Annotated in this window: 9 protein-coding genes; 4 read left to right on the forward strand and 5 right to left on the reverse strand. The window is 32.9% G+C overall.

Features of this window, described 5'->3' with window-relative positions:
* Nucleotides 1–125 precede the first annotated feature (125 nt).
* Nucleotides 126–1487, reverse strand: coding sequence for a glycoside hydrolase family 88/105 protein (locus tag ICJ83_RS08610; RefSeq protein WP_188229981.1), 1362 nt, complete (start codon nt 1485–1487; stop codon nt 126–128).
* 76 nt (nt 1488–1563) lie between these two features.
* Nucleotides 1564–3357 (reverse strand): hypothetical protein, encoded by a 1794-nt coding sequence (locus tag ICJ83_RS08615; RefSeq protein ID WP_188229982.1) that lies wholly within the window; start codon nt 3355–3357, stop codon nt 1564–1566.
* 384 nt (nt 3358–3741) lie between these two features.
* On the opposite strand from ICJ83_RS08615, the gene ICJ83_RS08620 reads away from it, so the two are divergent.
* From ICJ83_RS08620 to ICJ83_RS08635, 4 genes are all read left to right on the forward strand, one after another.
* On the forward strand, nt 3742–4620 hold the full coding sequence (locus ICJ83_RS08620) for an inositol oxygenase family protein (RefSeq protein WP_188229983.1): 879 nt from the start codon (nt 3742–3744) through the stop codon (nt 4618–4620).
* A gap of 30 nt (nt 4621–4650) precedes the next feature.
* Entirely contained in the window at nt 4651–6222 is a 1572-nt protein-coding gene (locus ICJ83_RS08625) for a solute:sodium symporter family transporter (RefSeq protein WP_188229984.1), read from the forward strand.
* A gap of 308 nt (nt 6223–6530) precedes the next feature.
* Nucleotides 6531–9488 carry a SusC/RagA family TonB-linked outer membrane protein gene (locus tag ICJ83_RS08630; RefSeq protein ID WP_188229985.1) on the forward strand — a complete coding sequence of 986 codons (2958 nt, stop codon included), beginning with the start codon at nt 6531–6533 and terminating at the stop codon, nt 9486–9488.
* A 39-nt stretch (nt 9489–9527) separates the two neighbouring features.
* Nucleotides 9528–11159, forward strand: coding sequence for a RagB/SusD family nutrient uptake outer membrane protein (locus ICJ83_RS08635; RefSeq protein ID WP_188229986.1), 1632 nt, complete (start codon nt 9528–9530; stop codon nt 11157–11159).
* 169 nt (nt 11160–11328) lie between these two features.
* Here ICJ83_RS08635 and ICJ83_RS08640 read toward each other — a convergent pair whose 3' ends face one another.
* The 3 genes from ICJ83_RS08640 to ICJ83_RS08650 form a co-directional block, all read right to left on the reverse strand.
* Nucleotides 11329–12264, reverse strand: coding sequence for a family 43 glycosylhydrolase (locus ICJ83_RS08640; protein ID WP_223154670.1), 936 nt, complete (start codon nt 12262–12264; stop codon nt 11329–11331).
* 104 nt (nt 12265–12368) lie between these two features.
* Nucleotides 12369–16421, reverse strand: a complete 4053-nt coding sequence (locus ICJ83_RS08645; protein ID WP_188229987.1) for a two-component regulator propeller domain-containing protein — start codon at nt 16419–16421, stop codon at nt 12369–12371.
* A gap of 39 nt (nt 16422–16460) precedes the next feature.
* Nucleotides 16461–18308 carry a metallophosphoesterase family protein gene (locus ICJ83_RS08650; protein ID WP_188229988.1) on the reverse strand — a complete coding sequence of 616 codons (1848 nt, stop codon included), beginning with the start codon at nt 18306–18308 and terminating at the stop codon, nt 16461–16463.
* Nucleotides 18309–18315: the final 7 nt, after the last annotated feature.

Consider the following 18315-nt stretch of genomic DNA (forward strand, 5'->3'; position numbering starts at 1 on the left):
TATTTGTGATTTTAAAATATTCTTCACATATGTTTTCATATAAATAGGGTACTGAACGTCATTTAAATAGTATTATAAATTTATCTGAATACTATGGATTAGTTCATTTTTCACACTTTATAACATCACATTTTATTGTATTTTAGTTGTAACGAGCTATCGTTAATCTCAAATTCATTATTTTTAATTAGGTGAAGAATTTCTGCTCCTGCCAAAATCACCGGCCCATAGCCGTGAGCTGCAAAAATATGAATAGGTCTATTGTAATAAAAAGCTGGATCAAAACCCATTCCAGTCCCTACACAAGTACCCTCAACTTCCCCCGTTTGAGAAACTTTTGTTGATATGGCATTCCATGCTAAAAGCACAACTGGTGAATATGCTTTTTTATCGATTAGGCCTTTATTAATTGCCTTAGCTAGAGAATAAGTAAAAATAGCAGTAGCCGATGTTTCCAAATAACTATCATTCCTGTCTATTAGCTGATGCCAAAATCCCGTCTGATCTTGAAATTTTGATAAACCCGCCGAATGAAGTTTAAGTTGTTTCAATATCAAAGGGTACCCCGAATGACTTTCTGGAAGTACATCTAACAATTCTATAATTGCCATTATTGCCCATCCATTTGCTCTTGCCCAATGATACTGCGGATGCATTTCCATATCCTGAACCCAACCATGCATATATAGTCCTTTCTCACTATTAAACATACGCTCAGAAAACTGTAGCACCTGTTTAACTGCATCATCATAATATTTTTTTTCACCTGTAAGCTTTCCCATTTGGGCTAGCGCCGGAACGCTCATAAATAAATCGTCTAACCATAATGTATTAGCCTGAGGACGATTTCTTGCCAAAGTACCATCTTTCAATCGATATTGATTAAAACTTATGTAATCAATAAAATTCTTTATTAATGGATCAAGATCTTTACCTTTACCCAGTCGTTTTAATTTTATCATAGCAGCACAAATAGCTCCGGCATCATCTAAAGCCTTAGGATGCAAAACCGAATGAATTGATTTTGGTATTTCAATGTCATCGCTATCCATTGATTTAAAATATTTCGCTAAAACCGCTATTTGATTTAATCGTTCAATTGTATATTTGGAAAACTTTTCATTTTGAGTTTCTTGACCCGCAAGAAGCATTCCTGCATACGTAACCCCCCATTCATAACTGGTTAATCTAAAAAGTCCCTCTGCAAAATCCGCATAATCATTTAATTGACTTAATTCCTCTTGTGTTCTTTTATCAATTATTTTCGTAGGTGTAGATTTATCCAAAAACCTATATATACTATTTAATGTTTCAATAACTTTTTCTTGAGATGTTGGGCCATAGGGTGTTGGATAATCTGGCTGTAAAAGATGTAATGGTTTAGTTACATCGTTCACTGGTTTGTTTTGAGAAGTGGAAATACCACTTACTAACACAAACATAATAACATTGAAAAATTTAAAGCCGTTAAAAAAGTATGTCTTCATTTTTTAGTCTATTTATAATATCTTATTCTAATAATATTAGATTAATTTAATTAAAATACATTTTACTTTAATAATATTATCTTAAAGTCATTTTATGTTTAAAAGGAGTAAAACCTGTAATATAAACATGTGTCCCCTCTGTGCGTAAAGTGCCTTGGTGATAGGTGTATTCTTCACTATCTAACTTACTAACATTTTTATGTCCAATCTTGCCAGGACCTATTTTTATTGAGTCAGTTCCCTTTGATAATAGGCCTTCTCCCAAATCTAAAAAATAATTTCCTTCTGCATCTTTAAATCCTCCTGTAAATTGGCTTCCTTGATCAAAGCACATTTCTATGGTTACCTCGACATTAGGGGGGCCATCCACTTTAAAATCCAATTCTAAGGCTCCTTTATTTTCTGTTATTTCAATAATTGTAATTTGCTTTTTTACATTACTTGTTCTTCGAGAACTGAAATCCATTTTATTCCAAAATCTTCCATCCAAAGATGGTGATAACTCGTAATCTCCATCTGGTTTTTGATAAGCCTCTTGGAGAGGTTGATAATAATCAGCCTTTTTAGTTTCCTTTAAAACATACTTATTTCCTACTTTTTCAATGCCATCGCTACTAAAATACCCCATTCTGAAAAACGATGTAGAAAGTCGCATGTATTTTAATATGGCATCACCCTTACGATACATCAAAAAATTAGGATTTGACGATCTTCCTGAAACAATCATTACAGGTTTATCGTTGCCCCCAAAGAGAGTAATAGATGTGTTTTCCCTTTTAATTCTAACTAAGTTTGTTAAAGGAAAAAACTTCTCATAATTATTGGATCCATTCGCTGTTAGTGGGACCTGGTTTTGCAGCAATTCATCTTCCATAAAAAACACTAGGTCATTAGATAAAATAGCACTTTTAAAATCGGGAAGTGTTTCTATAAATTTAACCATAAAGGCAAAAACCGAATTTTCCTTTTTGATTGCCATATAACGATACTGCAAATAAAATTTTGTAACGGTTAAAGTCATAAACTGATCTTGTCTTCTGGATTCAACTGAAACCAAATCTCCATTGTCTTCAGTATGATAGTAATAAGTCATTAAGTTTTGGTTAACATAATTCAATAGTTCAGGCTTATCAAGATGTCTCGCCATAGTTATAAAGGCTTTATTTATTACAGCCGAGTATACACCACTACGCTCAGAATAATGACCATCTTTAGTAAAATAAATCCCTTCTGCCAACCATTGATTAACCCTTTGAATGTATTTAGGCTCTGGATAAAGCGAATTTATATTTGCTAAGGCAGCACTAATAACCCATCTATGATTTGGGGTATGAACTCCTCCTGTAGCCATAGCCTCTCCTGCGTTTATGATAAATGTTTTCAACTTTTCTTTTGAATCATTTAGTTGGGCAAGTTTATTTTGACCTAAAACTGACGCAGCTGCACACATATACTCCAATATAAAAGCTGTATCAGGAGGAGACTGTCTATTTCCTCCAGCATCCAAAGTACCATCTTCATACTGAACTTCGAGCATAGCATCCAAATACTGATTTAGTTTCTCTATTAAAAATTTTGAATTATAATATTTAGAATTTTCATTACATAACGCAGCAGTCATAATTGATACATCTTTTCCTAGATGCCGAAATGAACTAAGCAAATGAATTTCAGCCAATACATTCCCCTCTAAAATACTTTTTGTTTTTAAATCGTTATTTATTACGAGCCTTTTTAATAACTCTAAATCCAAAGTTTTAAGTTCTTTTTTAAAAGCGCTACTAGCAAAAGCAAAATTGGTTGTTATTGCACCTAATAAGGTTAGCCCTCCTAGTTTGATAAATTCGCATCGAGATACTTTATTGTTCATTTTCTGGCGTTTAAAATTGAAATAACATGTTTTTTGATAAATTTATAAGTTTAATACACAATCAAAATGGACAATTTCTTCAAAAACATGGAGTGCCAATAATTTCATGTAAATGCATTAAGGTCCAAACTACTTACTTAATTAAATAAATTGAAAAAGGCTATTATATCCATGTTTTTGAATAAAACATCCATTACAAGATATTATTTCATTTATAAATTTGAGAAATAAGTCGTTTTAATTCATACTCATATGCTAAGCTATATTTGAATTCATCTAATGAATTGAAAAGTAAACGATTAAGTATTAATAAAAACAAATTGCGTAGTTAACAGTGTATTTCAATTAATATCTTCAACAATTAAAAATCTTAAAAATTAAATTATGGGATCTGTATCTAAAACCAATAAAGGAAACCCGATGCTCAACATTGATGATTGGGAAGAAAATTTAAAACAACGCTATCCTGAACCTGAAATGCCTGTAAAAAACAAAGAGGAATTTCGGAATTATGTAGATTCAGACCGCGCCAAAACAGTAAGAGAGTTTTACCGACTCAATCATAAACTTCAAACGTACGACTTTGTAAGTAAAAAGGAAGAAGAGTTTCTAAAATTCAATAAAAAAGAAATGTCTCTGTGGGAAGCCGTAGACTTTCTAAACACTTTAGTTGACGACAGTGACCCCGATATTGATTTAGACCAATTACAACATTTGCTACAAACATCAGAAGCTATAAGAGCCGATGGGCATCCCGATTGGTTTGTACTTACTGGTTTTTTACATGACATCGGTAAAGTTCTTTGTCTTTTTGGTGAGCCGCAATGGGCTGTAGTTGGAGACACATTTCCTGTGGGTTGCAAATTTTCGAACAAAATAGTGTATCCTGAATTTTTTAAAGAAAATCCTGATTCAAAAGACGAACGTTATAACACACATTATGGTATCTATACTCCAAAGTGCGGTCTAGATCAAGTAAAAATGAGTTGGGGCCACGACGAATATCTATATCAAATCATGAAAAACTATTTACCTGAACCGGCACTATATATAATTCGTTACCATTCCTTTTACGCCCAACATAGAGAGAATGCCTATACACATTTAATGAACAAAAAGGACATTGAAATGTTTGAATGGGTAAAGAAATTTAATCCTTACGATTTATATACTAAGGCACCTAAAAAACCAAACTCAAAACAACTAAAACCTTATTATGAAGATTTGGTAAGTAAGTATTTGCCAGCCACTTTAAAATTCTAACAGACTACCAGTTAATTAAAAATTTTTATTATGCTCTTTACCTATTTGGGGTTCTTCGGATTTACGTTATTTGTAATTTTGTACACGACTTATAAACTACGAAAAGATAAATTCACAACATCCAAAGGGTACTTTTTAGCAGGAAAAAGTCTTACAGGCCCCATTATTGCGGGCTCGATGATACTTACCAACATTTCCACAGAACACCTAATAGGAATGAACGGTAATTCTTATAAAAATGGAATCATCGTCATCGCATGGGAAGTAACATCGGCTATTGCATTGGTTATTGCTGCCATATATTTTATTCCCAAATTTATAAGGATGGGGCTAACAACAATTCCCGAATTCCTAGAAAAACGTTTTGATGGAGCTATCAGGACCATAGTTGCTTTTTTACTAATGTCTTCTTTTGTTGTAACCTTACTGCCCATTGTATTATACTCTGGCGCTATTAATATTGAAAGTGTATTTGATTTTTCATTGATGTTTAATATCTCCAAAGAACAATCCTTAATTTACACGATTCTAACCATTGGTATTATAGGTTCTTTATATGCTATTTTTGGCGGTTTAAAGGCTGTTGCCTATTCGGATTCCCTAAATGGCATTGGGCTTATTTTAGGAGGTTTATTAGTTCCTGTAATTGCGCTTTATCAAATTGGAGATGGACATATCTTTAACGGCCTAAGTAAAGTATATAATTTTGATCCTGAAAAGTTCAACATTATCGGAAAGCCAGACTCCACTTTACCATTTTCGGTATTATTCACTGGTTTAATGATTAATCAATTGTACTTTTGGGGTATGAACCAAGCCATAGTGCAAAGAGCATTTGGTGCAAAAAATTTGGTAGAAGCACAAAAAGGACTTATTTACACAGGGGTTTTAAAATTATTTGTTCCCGCTATTATCGTCTTACCAGGATTAATTGGATTTTACTACTTCCAAGACCAATATTATGATAGCCCCGATTTAATATACCCCTTATTAGTAAAAAAGGTTTTACCAACTTATCTTTATGGTTTCTTTGCAGCAGTTATATTAGGGGCTGTTTTAAGTACCTTTAATAGTGTTTTAAATTCCGCAAGTACTATTTTTTGTTTAGACATTTATAAAAAACTTATAAATAAAAATGCCGAAGATTCAAAAGTTGTTCGATACGGTAAACTGTCTTCTGTTATTTTAGCCGTTATATCAATTTCAGTAGCACCACTGGTTGCCTTTGCACCCGAAGGTCTCTACCAACTATTACAACAATTAAATGGTATCTTTTTCATTCCTATATCGTCAATAATTATTGCCGGCATCTTTTTTAAACAAATAAACACTGTAGGAGCTAAAGCGGGTTTATTTTTCGGCTTTTCATTTTATATATTAACCACCTTTATTCTAAACTTAGATATCCACTTCGTACACCTTTGGGGTATCGAATTTGTCTTAAATTTTTTGATCATGTTTTCTGTTTCAAAATTATTCCCAAAAAATGAAACACATCCAGAAATGCAAAAAGGACAAGAAGAAAAATCTTGGAAACATGTTAAATTAGGTGGTTTTATATTGGTTTCCCTTACCATTTTAATTTACATACTACTTTCGTAAGATTAATTTTTACTGTTTTTCTGTCTTCTTTATTAAAATTATAATTTAAGTTTTTAATTGAAATAAAAAGAAACTAAACAGTAAAACTTTAAGCATTATACATGTAAAAGAAGAACTCTTCAATAGCTGTATTAGTCTTAACTTTTTTACCTAAAAAATCCCTTATAAAACATTTTTATAGCATTTTCATGAAGATTCTAAAATATCCTCATCTTACTGTGGTTCATCCATGTTTTTGACTTAAAAATCCATGTAAAATGTAAACTATGTGTATAGTTTTATAACAACTAATCTAAAGTTTATTAATTATGATGAAAAAACTCTTAATGATTTGTATATCGCTAGGATCTCTGTTAACAGTTTATGGACAGAATCTCGCAATCACGGGAAGCGTAACAGATCAAAATGGTGTACCATTACCGGGTACAAGTATTGTGGAAAAAGGAACTTCAAATGGAAGCGTTACAAGTTTTGATGGTAACTTTAATATTACCGTAAGCAATTCAGATGCGACTTTAGTGGTTTCTTACATAGGATACAAAACCCTCGAAATCCCAGTAAATGGGCAAGCAAATATCCAAATTAAACTTGAAGAAGATTCTGCACAATTAGACGAGGTTGTTGTAGTTGGATATGGCCAAACAAAAAGCAAGGATTTAACAGGGTCTGTTAAAGTTATTGGAGCTAATGATTTCAATAAGGGGATAAACAATTCTCCTGGTCAATTATTACAAGGTAAAATTTCTGGTGTAAATGTAACATCTGGTTCAGGAGAGCCAGGAAGTGCTATTGACATTAATATTAGAGGTGTAAATACTGTTAGAGGAGATGGAAATCCCCTTTTTGTAGTTGATGGTGTTCCGCTTGACGGAGGTTCTTCAAGCAGTGAGTCTATACCGGGTTTAGGAGCAACTAGATCAAGAAGTCCACTAAACTTTTTAAATCCGCAGGATATTGAAAGCATAACCGTTTTAAAAGATGCTTCGGCAACTGCCATATACGGAACTAGAGCTTCTAATGGTGTGGTAATTATACAAACAAAAAAAGGAAAACAAGGGAAACCTACTGTTACTTTAGGAACATCCCTTGGAGTTGCCACTGTAGCAAGAGAAATAGACTTACTAAATGCAAATGAGTATCGCGAACAAACGGCCCGTCTTGCAGCTATAGTTGGGAGAGACCCTAACAGCTATATTGACGCAGCAAATGCCAATACTAACTGGCAAGATGAAATTTACCAAACAGCACTTACTCAAAATTATAACTTTGGCTTTTCTGGAGGCTCAGAAAAAACCAATTATAATGTATCCATAGGATATCTAGACCAAGAAGGTTTAGTAAAAACAACTGGGCATGAAAAAGTAAACGGAAGAATAAACATAGGAACCTCTGCTTTGGACGACCGCTTAAAGTTACAGCTAAACCTTACTGCTGCCGACTTAACCGACGAAAGCCAAGCTACAGGTGGTTCTGCTAGTTCTGACGGAAACTTAATCACCTCTGCTCTTAGAGCAAACCCAACAGCAGCACCTAGAGATGAAAATGGTAACCTAGTAACAAGAACAGGAGCTACAGATAATCCTGTTTCATTTTTTGACCTATACCGTGACCGAGCAGAAAGCAAAAGACTTCTCGCTAACTTATCGGCTACATATACAATTCTAGAAGGATTAGATTACAAAGTAAATTTAGCTTACGAAAATGCCGATACCGACCGTTACATAAGAGTATTTAGTAATGCTGACAATGGTGGCTCAATTGATACTGACCAAGTAACCCTAGTTTCAAGAGAGGATTCCAATAAATTAATCGAAAACTATTTTACATATGCTAAAGAATACGAAAAGTTAAATTTTGATATACTTTTAGGGCATTCGTATCAAGTATTTAATAACAAGGATGTTAGAATTAGAAGAGACGACTTTAGCACAACCGAAATAGACCCTATTTATAACTTAGGAATTGCTCAAGGTAATGCTATTATTGGATCAAGTAATACTGAAAGAAAGCTACAGTCATTCTTTGGAAGGGTTAATGCTAACATACTTGATAAGTACTTAATAACTGCATCACTAAGAGCCGATGGATCGTCTGTATTTGGTAAAAATAATAGATATGGTTATTTCCCATCTGCAGCATTTGGTTGGAAAATTATAGAAGAAGAATTTCTTAAAGATTCAAATGTATTTTCTAATTTAAAATTAAGATTAGGTTGGGGGCAAACTGGAAACCAAGCTGTCCCTGTAAGAGTTACACAACCCTCATACAACATCTCTTTCGATAATAGTTTTACTTTTAACGGAACAACTGTAGTTAATGGGCTTGGAATAACACGTACACCTAATCCTGATCTAAAATGGGAGGTTACAGAACAATTCAACGTAGGTTTAGATTGGGCCATCCTAAACGGTAGAGTTAGTGGTACAATAGATTATTTTGACAAAACCACGACCGATTTATTCTTAGAAGTTTCAGCGGCTGCTCCGGCATCTGTCAATACAGTTTTTGTGAATTCTGATGCAAAAATTATCAACAATGGATTTGAATTTGGTGTTGATGCAAATATTATAAGATCTAATGATTTTACACTTGATTTTGGAGGCAATATATCTTTCTTAAACAATACAATTGAAGGCTTAGATACAGATATTTATGTAGGGGGCATTTCTGGACCAGGTGCCTCTGGTGAAACCAGTAGCATATTTACTAACGGTGAATCTGCAGGATCATTTTACTTGTATAAATTTGATGGATTTGATGCGGACGGAAACGAAAGTTTATCAGAAACTCGACAAATTGTAGGAGATGCTTTGCCTAAAACTATATATGGTTTTAACATTAATGCAAGCTATAAAAACTTTGATCTCGCTTTGAACTTTAACGGAGTTGGCGGTGTTGATATTTTCAATAACACTGCAAGAGCTTACTCAAGTGCTGCCTCATTGGCTCAAAACGGAAACAACATTTACCGTGCTTACCTTGATGTTAATGAAAACCCTCTTGTGGCTCCTGTCTCTTCTTCTAGATATATAGAAAACGGCGCGTTTTTAAGATTGAATAATGCTACATTAGGGTGGAACATACCTGATGCATATTTTGCTAGTAACCTAAGGCTATATTTAACAGGACAGAATCTTTTTGCAATAACAGATTATTCGGGTTATGACCCTGAAGTGAATACCGCAGGAGGTAACACTTACGGCGTGGACTTTTCCGCCTACCCCCGTCCTAGAACAATTATTTTAGGTTTAGACCTTTCATTCTAAACTTAAAGCATACTTAATTTTAAAAAAACAAATAGAAATATGAAAAAACGTTTAATTATTCTAATTATCATGATGGTTTCTGTTTTCGGATATCAATCATGTAACATTGATGAAAATATAATCGATGAGGCCCGAGGCGAAGACTTATTGAAAGACGCAGACCCTTTAAGTCTTCTAGCTCCAGCTTACAATTCTATGCGTAGAGTATATGGACACAGATGGTTTTTTGCGTTACAAACCTTTTCTGCCGATGAAGGCATGGTCCCAACAAGACAAAGTGATTGGTTTGATGGAGGTACGTTTCAAGAATTACATAGACATGATTGGAAACCAGAACATCGTTACACCAGAGAAACTTGGGAACATATCACTACAGGACTGGCTAATGCCACATTAGCTATTGATTTCTTAGAAGCTGGTACACAAGAACAAGCCGAGGCAATAGCGCTTTTATCTCATTACATGTGGGTAGCTTTAGATGCCTATGGTCAAGTTCCTTATCGAGGAATTGAAAATATTGATTTCAATGCTGATTCTCAAATATTAACTGGTGCCGAAGCCGTTAGTACAATTATTACAAATTTAGAATTAGCCTTGCCCAACTTACCTACAGGTAAGAACACAGTACGATTTACGCAAGACGCTGCAAAATCATTATTAGCTAGAGTTTATTTAAACAGAGCTGTTTATGAAGATCGATATGCGTCTAGTTTCAGCTTTGCTAATGAAGATATGCAACAAGTTATAAACCTAACCACCGAGATTATTAATAGTACCAATCATGCTTTAGAAACAGACGACTACTTTAGTATTTTTGATCCAGATAACGAAAACCACAAAGAAATTATTTGGGCAGTAAAAAACGAAAAAACGTCAGTGCGTATTGGAGGTAGAAGCGTTACAAGAAATACTACAAATGGACTTTCTCGTGGTTATATCTATATTTCTCCAGATGGTGATTTTTTAACAGGATCGGATGCAGGATGTACTTTACCCGATTTCTTAGACACCTGGGATTCGGATAATGACCCAAGGTTTTTTAAAGCTAACTATCCTAATGAAGAAGGCACAATTCCTTTATCTGATTACAAAGTACACCGAGGGTTTCTCGAAGGTCAATTATATGGAATTAAAAATGATAACGGCACCCCTATCATTAATTCTGACCAAACTATAGATATAGTTCCTGTGCAACTTTGGACACGTGATCAATCTTTAGCAAATCACACTAGAGAAGTTAGTTTAATTGCAGAAAACCAATCTGTAGGTGTAAGAGTTTCTAAGTGGGGTATAGATGATATAGGTTCAAATCGCGATGACACTGGGGTCGACATTGTTGTATTTAGGCTAGCTGAGATGTACTTAATGCGAGCAGAAGCCATACTCAGGTCAGGATTAGCAGGAAATGCCTTAGATGATGTTAATGCAGTTAGAGTTGCTCGAGGTGGAGTTAGTTTCGCTAAAACAAATGTAACCTTAGAAGATGTTTATAATGAACGTGGTTACGAATTCTATTGGGAGTACCATAGAAGAACAGATCAAATTAGGTTTGGAAAATGGGAAGATTCATGGACTGATAAGACCGACACAGATCCTAATCATAGAATATTTGCAATTCCTCCAGGTCCTTTGGCTACAACACCAGGATTAGTACAAAACCCAGGATACTAATCTTCATATATTGTTTTGTGTTAGTTGAGTTATTAGCCCTTATAACAAAATTGTTATAAGGGCTTTTACTAATAGTAAATTAATGCGTATAATATTAAATGAATTATTAATATTAAATTGACATTATCCCATAATGTGTAAAACTTAGTGAGATACTACCATTAACTTTTTACCGAAAAGTTATTCGAACACCTCTATTAGGCTTCACCGTCTCAATTAAACCATTTACATCGAAATTTAAACTATCGATAGCTAACTCTCGATAAAGCTCATCTGTATTATCAGTGATTCTATGATATAAGATATAAAACTGACCGTTTTCATTAAATACCGTATGGTGTCCTGGCCCCTTTGTTGTTTTGTCGTTTGAAGTAGTTAAAATAGGACTATTATTAGGCTCAACCCAAGGACCATATGGACTTTCGCTTATGGCATATCTAACGTTATATGTTTCGTTTGTGCATTTACCATTAGAGTACATTAAATAATACTTTCCGTTCCTTTTTACCATTAATGGTGCTTCAAAATAATTTGGGGGCGTAACATCTTTAATTTCATGTTGGTTAAAACTTATCATATCATCCTGCAACTGCACAACAAAACAATGCCCGTTTACCCAATTCAAACCAGATCCCCAGTATAAGTACACTTCTCCATTGTCATCTATAAATACATCTGCATCAATCATGTGATATTCTGGAAACATATTCCCTTTTATTAAGGGTGTATTATCCTTTTTTGCATTTTTCCATGGCCCCAAAGGATTATTACTAACACCTGCCCAAACTTCACTTCCTACAGAAACATACATATAAAATTTACCATCTTTACCCTGAATAACCGAAGGAGCCCATACCCTGCTAGTATTCGATGTCGGACTCGTACATAATGATTTTGTAGGCCATTTTATCTGCTTTTGCTTCCAATGCTTAAGGTCTGAAGATTCCAATACTGCCAAATCTTCACCTCCCCATGGATCTTTTGTAGCATATATATAAAACTTACCTTCATACTTTACAATCGATGGGTCGGCAAAGTGCCCATCTACTATGGGGTTTTCAATATTTACATGCCTTGCATTGTTACAACTTAATACTGAAAACATAATTAAAAACGCTATCAAAAAATTCCAAGTTTTCATTTTAAACATAATTCTACATTTTTAATATTTACATTAATTTTAATCTATTTCATTATAAAAAAAAGGAGTTACTTCAACAGAGTACTTGGTGAATACCCAAATTGCTTTTTAAAACATCTACTAAAATAAAGTGGGTCGTTAAAACCAACCATACCTGCTACTTCTGAAACATTGTAATTTTTTGTTTTTAATAATTGTGCCGATTTTTTTAGTCTAACTGTCCTAATAAATTCGTTGGGTGATAAATCAGTGAGTTGAGTAATTTTTCTATATAATTTGGAAGAACTCATTGCCAATTCTTTACTTAAAAATCCGGGTGTTAATTTAGGTTCATTAATATTCTCATCTATAACACTTTTTATTTTAGATACTAATTGAATATCTCTTTCTGAGTGCGCTAAATCTATAACATCGCTTTCTACTTCTCCTGAAAATTTTCGCTTTAAATCAGAATGTATTTTTATAACATTATCGATTCTTGTTTTTAATAAATCTGGATCAAAGGGTTTTACCAAATAGCCATCTACTCCTATGGTATATCCTTTTATTCTATTCTCGTTTTCTGCTAAGGCTGTCAGTAAAACAACTGCAATGTGGCTTAAATTTTCATCTGCTTTTAACTCTTCAACGAATTCAAATCCATCCATTACTGGCATCATTACATCGGCTACGCATAATACTGGTTTAACCTTTCTACAAATTTCAAGTCCTTCTTTTCCATTTTCAGCTTGATACACCATATAATCCTCAGAAAGGTAATCAGCTACATATTTTCTTAGTTCTGCATTATCGTCCAACACCAAAATATTAGGTTTTATATCGGTATTTGATTTTGGACGTTTTACTTCCAAATTATTTATTATGGCTTCATTAAGCTTATAAGGCATCTGTTCGTGAGTGGTTGCCGTACCAGTAAATTCCACCAATTCTGCATTGCTATAGGTTTCCTTTTCTATGGGTAACTCCACGGTGAAAACACTTCCCTTATTGGGTTGACTCTCAACATAAATATTTCCCTTATGTATTTCAACTAATGCCTTAACTAAAGATAACCCAATTCCAGTCCCTGTTGTACTAGATTTACTGTTTTGTGCCTGATAAAACCTAGAAAATATTTTTTCCTGACTTTGTTCTGGTATTCCTATACCATCGTCACTAACTTCTACTTTTAATATATTTTGCTCCCTTTCTTTTAGACCTAAAAACAAATCTACATTGCCATAATTATCGGTAAACTTCATGGCGTTAGATAATAAATTAAATAAAATCTTATTGTACTTATCGATATCTAAAAAACAAATCAAAGGTTCCTCTTCGATGTTTAAATTGAAATTTATGTTTTTAGTTTGAGCTAATTCTACAAACGAATTAAATATATTTTTTGTTGGTACTACAATGTCTATCTCTGAAATGGTTAACCCTAATGTTCCTGTTTCGGCTCTTCTAAAATCTAATATTTGGTTTACGAGCCTCAATAGTCGGTTTGCATTTTGATAAATTAAATTTAACCTACTTTGTTCATAGCTATTCGGCTGTTTTTGATGTAACAACTGTTTAGCCGGCCCTAAAATAAGAGTAAGTGGTGTTCTTAATTCATGAGAAATATTAGTAAAGAAACGGAGTTTTTCGCTATTTAGTTTTTCATCTCTTTCCCTTTTCACTTTCTCTAATAACAATTCTTGTTTCAGCTTTAATCTTGATTTTATTTGGTTTCTAGAAAAATAAATGAGTATTGACAAAACGAATACTATTATTGAAATGCCTTTATAAGTTAACCAAAATGTTGGCTTAACCTTTATGTGATATTGACTTACTTCGCTCCAAACCCCGTCGCTGTTACAGGATTTTATTTTAAAAATATAGTTTTTGGAGTAAAGGTTTGTGTACATAACGGTTCTTGCATCACTAGAAGTTTCATTCCAGTCTTTATCAAAACCTTCCAGCATGTATTGGAATTTATTTTGTCTAACATTTGAAAATGCAGGTGAGGCGAATTGTATTGAGAAACTCCTATTTTTATAATCTAACACCACATTTTTGCTAAAATTAACATCTCTTTTAAAAGGTACTTGATCGTTAATTTTTGTTCCTGGCAGGATTTGCTTATTATCAATTTTAAATTCTGTAATAACAGGTTTAGGGGAATAATTATTTTTTTTAATACTATTTATTGAAAAGTAAACAACACCTTCTTTTCCTGCTATATAAATTTTAGAATCTTTAAAATTGTAAAAACCACTGGAGCTAAAAACATCTAATCTATTACCGCTATCAACCTGATAATAATTAAAAATTTTATGTTTTATGTCGTATTTCCCAATTTTGTTATTATTAATGTTAAGCCATAAAATCTCATCACCATCAATAGTTAAATCCGTAACCCATTTTCCTTTTAATTCGCTGAGCTCTGTAACAATATTAAAATCATCTAATTCGGGGTTATACCGCGCTACGCTTGTACGAGTTGACACCCATATGTTTTTATATGGATCGATTAAAACATCACTCACATTATTATTAGGCAAACCACTAGAGGTATTTGCTTTATGCTCATAAATTTTAACCTCTTTATTTGATAAATTATACTTAACAACGCCCGTTTCTGTAGCCATCCATACATTCTCTCCATTTTGTCTTATATTATGAATTTGGTAATTAGGAATTATAGTGCCATAAGACGGATTGGGCTTTTGTTTCTCCAAATCTAAAACAATAGCTCCTTCACCAAATGACCCAACCATTAACTCATCTGTACCTAATTTTAAAAAAGAAAAAACTGGAGTATTTGTAAAACCTATTTCTACGATTTTTGCAGCATTTTTAAGGTAATCATATATTAATATCCGACCATCCCACAAACCGCAAAAAAAAGTTTTTCCGTCTGTTGAATATATACATGCAATATTTGTATTATTATTAAACAAGGGCATAATAGACTGATCTTTTTTTATTAAGAATAATCCATTATGCCAAGTTGCCACTATAACGTTATCATTGTAAGTTTTGGCAAATCCTCTAATTCTGGGAGCCTGATTTCCAATATGATTCGATATACCTCTATTTAAAATAAACTGGTTTTTATAGGGATCATATTTATCTAGTCCTTCTTCGGTTCCTATCCACAAAACACCTGATGGATCAAAATAAAGGGCGGAAATAAGATTATCAACTAAGGAGGCATCGTCCGACAATACAGAATAATACCAATTATAACTGCCTTTTTGAATATCCTCTAAATTATCACACACCAAAAGACCTCCTAGAGTACCTACCCAGTATTTACCATCGGGGGCTTGAGCTACTGATAAAAAATACGGTCCTAATTTCTCCCTTATTACCTTATCATTTATATACAAATTAGTAAAAACGTTAGAAGATTTGTTTAATTTGTAAAGTCCTTCCCTTGTTCCTATAAAAATATCTGATTTTGAGTCTTCAAAAATAAAGTTTATGTAAGGGTTGATCTTTTTTGAGTCTGGTATAGAAAGTGTATAATTTTTAATTTCAGTAAAATTGCCAACATTATCCATCACTATTTTCGCCACTCCAGCCGAATCAAAACTACCCACCCAAACATTGCCATTTTTATCTTCAACAATTTCTTTCACATATTTAAATCCTGGTAAATTTATCTTTTCAAATCGCTCTTCATCAATATGAAAAAGATATGCACCTGCATACTTAGTACCCACCCAAACCCGTTTAAATTTGTCAACATATATGGAACGTATTTCTTCGTCTGGCAAAGTCCCAACTTTACTAGTGTCAGGCAAGAAAGTTTTAAATTTTTGCGTATCTATATTGAAGCGAGTTAACCCTTTTCTTGTTCCTACCCACAAACAATTTGAGTTTTTATCAAATGTTAATTCCGTTATATCATCATGATATATACCTTGTTCTTCCAGCGAAACACTTGTGTAGGATTTAAATTGATAACCATCAAATCTATTAAGCCCAGAAAACGTGCCTAACCATAAAAAGCCTTGACTATCTTGTGTGATATGTCTAACAGAATTATGTGAGAGTCCGTCTTTATCGTTATAATGTTCAAAATTTAATTGTTGAGCATTTAAAGACAAAAAACCTATTATCAAAATGATTATAGCAAAATATCTTTTCATAGAAAAATATCAAAATATTATAATTAAAACTGAGATAAACTAACGTAAATCATTTATTGTCGTTAACCTATTTGAAGTCATGTCTATTTGAAAATGATCAGCTGGTTTCCCACTGGAAAATTTAATAAAAATAGTTCCAAATAACCTTAATTCTTCTAAGGATGTACTTTGTAAAAGTTTCGAAAGTGCTAAATATTGTTTCATTCGATGTTTTCCAATGTCCTTTATTCCTAATATATCTGCATTTTTAATTTTATAAAAATCATAAACCATGTCTAATCCATTCCATGTTTCAAAATCTTGTATTTGGAGATTCTGGTCTAATAGATCTTTATAAAACCCTTTTGTATCACCATGCTCTTTTGTTGAAATTTCTATGAGTTTCTTTCCTGTAGCATTTAATAATAAGCGCTTTAATTCTTCTGGCCAATCTTGCTTCAAAAAACGCAACCTTACTACTTCTTTTAAATGCCATTCCGTAAATTCTTTGTAGGAAGAAGTATTTAAAATATTAAGGTTCCAAATGTTTTCTTTATTGTTATCTAACAAATATTTATACTCCTGTCTATACAATGGAAATAGAGATGAGAAATCAGAAACGGAATTTAGTACTACAGTTTCTACCTCAAATACATTATGACTCTGTATTTTAAGTAACTTATAAGCTGGTATATAGGCAGCTAAAGAGGGAATTTGAACATTAATTATACTTTCTCCATTTTTTAATTTACCAACTCCTGTATCATTGATATGCATATGTCCACCAAAATGTACTTTTACTCCTGCATTAATAAATGCTTTTGTAACATCGTTACTAGGCGCACGATGCATTTGCATTTTATCTTTACCAAATAGCAATTTTATTTCATTGGTTGCGCCATCGTTAAAATCCACAACAGGGTAGTGACTAAAAACAATTAGGGTTTTCCCTAATGTCTTGGCTCTTTTAGTAATTGATTTTATCCATTCCAATAAATACTTCTTGTGAGTTAAAACATTATTATAACCTACGTTAGCACTTCGGTAAGAATTAGGGTTGACTGTAATTTCTTTACCTCGTGGTATATAAACATTTGCATCAATTGCTAGAAACCACAAGTTATTTTCTGGTTCAATCAAATAACTCAAATCTGGAATTTCAGCTTCCGATGGTTGAATTTTATAAGTTCTCTTTTCAAGACTTGTATAATCTAAAGCTTCTTTATAACGGTATGTCTCATAGGTATATTTGGTAAAAGGTGTTTCCCAATACACTGTTTTATCATTCGGCTGAAAACCAAAAGTTTTTAACTCAGTTAAAATTCCTTCGTATCCCAACTTTGCCATATCTTTTGTTATAATACATGATAAATCATTTGAATCATTTTTAGCACAAAGTTCTTTATTGCTAAAAATGGCTTGTGTCTGGCCTCCGGGACCTAAAAAATCTACTTTACCTCCCTCTTGGAGAAATGGCCTAACAGGATCATGGTTTCCTGTTGTTAAAATAAATTTTAATCCATATTTTAGGGTATATTCATTTAAAATAGTTTTTAAACCTCTAATATTAAGTCTTTGCCCATCATCGCTAAAATCTCCCGGTAAAACAACATACTTAACTTCTCTTTCAACCAAATCATTTAAAGCAGCTTTAAAAGCAAAATAATTTTCATTAAACAATCTTGTTGATTCTAACTGGGATTGCATCGTTCTGGCAAGGGTATACTTACCTGTTTTTGAATTTAACAAACCTTTATATGGGTTATCGGTTAGTGTTCCATAGATATCATGTAAATGTACATCTGATAAAAATGCTATTTTCAGTGGTTTTGCTTCTTTTATTTTTAAATCCTTATTACATGAAATCAGAAAAAATAACATGAATACAACTGATACTATCTTATCCATTAATTCA

The sequence above is a fragment of the Aestuariibaculum sediminum genome (assembly GCF_014596945.1).
Classification (GTDB): domain Bacteria; phylum Bacteroidota; class Bacteroidia; order Flavobacteriales; family Flavobacteriaceae; genus Aestuariibaculum; species Aestuariibaculum sediminum.

What these genes read in the sequence shown, in the direction of transcription:
- ICJ83_RS08610 (WP_188229981.1), bottom strand. Translation starts at nt 1,487, where the DNA reads ATGAAGACATACTTTTTTAACGGCTTTAAATTTTTCAATGTTATTATG.
- ICJ83_RS08615 (WP_188229982.1), bottom strand. Translation starts at nt 3,357, where the DNA reads ATGAACAATAAAGTATCTCGATGCGAATTTATCAAACTAGGAGGGCTA.
- ICJ83_RS08620 (WP_188229983.1), top strand. Translation starts at nt 3,742, where the DNA reads ATGGGATCTGTATCTAAAACCAATAAAGGAAACCCGATGCTCAACATT.
- ICJ83_RS08625 (WP_188229984.1), top strand. Translation starts at nt 4,651, where the DNA reads ATGCTCTTTACCTATTTGGGGTTCTTCGGATTTACGTTATTTGTAATT.
- ICJ83_RS08630 (WP_188229985.1), top strand. Translation starts at nt 6,531, where the DNA reads ATGATGAAAAAACTCTTAATGATTTGTATATCGCTAGGATCTCTGTTA.
- ICJ83_RS08635 (WP_188229986.1), top strand. Translation starts at nt 9,528, where the DNA reads ATGAAAAAACGTTTAATTATTCTAATTATCATGATGGTTTCTGTTTTC.
- ICJ83_RS08640 (WP_223154670.1), bottom strand. Translation starts at nt 12,264, where the DNA reads ATGTTTTCAGTATTAAGTTGTAACAATGCAAGGCATGTAAATATTGAA.
- ICJ83_RS08645 (WP_188229987.1), bottom strand. Translation starts at nt 16,421, where the DNA reads ATGAAAAGATATTTTGCTATAATCATTTTGATAATAGGTTTTTTGTCT.
- ICJ83_RS08650 (WP_188229988.1), bottom strand. Translation starts at nt 18,308, where the DNA reads ATGGATAAGATAGTATCAGTTGTATTCATGTTATTTTTTCTGATTTCA.